1 protein-coding gene and 2 pseudogenes are annotated in these 1,609 nt (G+C 67.2%); 2 read left to right on the forward strand and 1 reads right to left on the reverse strand.

The window, feature by feature from the left end; translation table 11 throughout:
* Positions 1 to 238: 238 nt before the first annotated feature.
* Positions 239 to 724 (forward strand): VOC family protein, encoded by a 486-nt coding sequence (locus KUM49_RS38265; protein ID WP_217241569.1) that lies wholly within the window; start codon positions 239 to 241, stop codon positions 722 to 724.
* 78 nt (positions 725 to 802) lie between these two features.
* Here the strand turns inward: KUM49_RS38265 and KUM49_RS38270 are convergent.
* Positions 803 to 1,105: pseudogene (locus KUM49_RS38270) on the reverse strand (IS701 family transposase); the annotation flags it as partial.
* Between the two features lie 2 nt (positions 1,106 to 1,107).
* Here KUM49_RS38270 and KUM49_RS38275 point away from each other — a divergent pair.
* Positions 1,108 to 1,609: pseudogene (locus KUM49_RS38275) on the forward strand (transposase); the annotation flags it as partial.

Below are 1,609 nucleotides of genomic sequence, written 5' to 3' on the forward strand. Positions count from 1 at the left end.
ACTAGTACTCCAGCCGTAGATCGTGATCTCCATGCCTGATGTGCTCAACGCTTCTGCTGACGGATGAGCACTCGAGTTGGCGAGCTGTGCCTTCCGATTGACAGGGCAGGGCCTGCAGGTGCGCTGCAGGCAGGACTGCAGGGCCACATCGACGCTTGACCTCAACCAAACTTGAGCTTTTAGGTTCCTTCCAGAGCCGCAGGAACCGACCAGCGGTGCCTTTTCAAGGAGGTTCGCCGTGACCGAGCGCACAGACCACATCGAGATCCCCGACCGCTACCGCTATGCCGTGATCCCGCACATCATGGTCGACGATGCCGCCACGGCGATCGATTTCTACCAGCGGGCGTTCGGCGCCCGTGAGGACTTCAGGATCGACGCTCCGGGCGGCGGGATTCTGCCCGCCGAGATCACCATCGGACGGTCGACCCTGATGCTGGGCGACGCCAGCGTGGACGAGGCGGAGGCCGCCTCCTTCGCCGCGCCGACCTCGCTCGGCGGAGGTACGTCCGTCACGCTGCATGTCTTCGTGCCGGACGTCGACAGCCTGGCGGAGCGCGCAGAGGCCGCCGGCGCTGAGATCCTCCAGCCGCCGAAGGACATGTTCCACGGTGACCGTACCGTCATCCTCAAGGACCCTTCAGGTCACATGTGGGTATTTCTGACCCATGTGGAAGACGTCTCGCAGGAGGAGCTTCGGCGCCGCCTGGCCACCGCCGGGTGACTGGACCCCGTGCGCGCGGTGATCCGGACCGAATGCCGAGCCCCGTACCTGACGGAACTCGCCTACTGAACCGCTCGGTCATGTCTGGGCTGCTTGCCACCGATAATGCCCGGCCCGCGATCGGGCCTGGTGACGACGTCGCCAGTGGGACCAGCTGAGCCGGTGATCCGCGTCGTGGACGGGCTGGACAACGAGTGTGATGAACAGGCGCTGGATCTCGTTGCAGGTGAGTGGGATCAGCTCACCTGGCCCGGGGTGGTGGACGTGTTCGTCGGCGCGAACGACGGTGAGGAAGGCGTGGGCGAGCATGGCGAGGGTGACCCAGCGGCTCCAGGAGGGGTAGCGGCGGACCTGGTGCTCATCGAGCCCGGCCAGGCCCTTCTTTCCCCGGCCTGGAGCGGGCCCTGGACCTCACCAACACCGGCCCGCTCACCCTGATCACCGGCTATCAGACCCCTGCGGCCGTCCGCCGGATCGGCGTCAAGCGGCTGGAGACCTGGCTGCGCAACCGCCACGTCGTCCGCCCCGACCGGCTCGCCGAAACCGCTGTCCAGGCCGCCGAACGGCAACACACGAGCCTGCCCGGCGAGAAGCTGGCCGCCACGTTGGTACACACCCTGGCGAAGGAAGTGATGTGCCTCAACCAGCAGGTCGCCGAGCTCGACAAGGCCATCGAGGCCCGGTTTCGCGACCACCACACCTTCGAGGTGATCACCAGCATGCCCGGCCTGGGCATCATCCTCGGCGCCGAGTTCCTGGCAGCCACCGGCGGCGACATGACTGTCTTCGGCACCGCCGACCGCCTCGCCGGCTTCGGCGGCGTCGCCCCGGTGCCCCGCGATTCCGGGAAGCTGAGCGGGAACCTGCGCCGCCCGCAGCGGTACA

The organism is Streptomyces sp. AC555_RSS877 (assembly GCF_019049245.1).
In the GTDB taxonomy this organism is placed as follows: Bacteria; Actinomycetota; Actinomycetes; order Streptomycetales; family Streptomycetaceae; genus Streptomyces.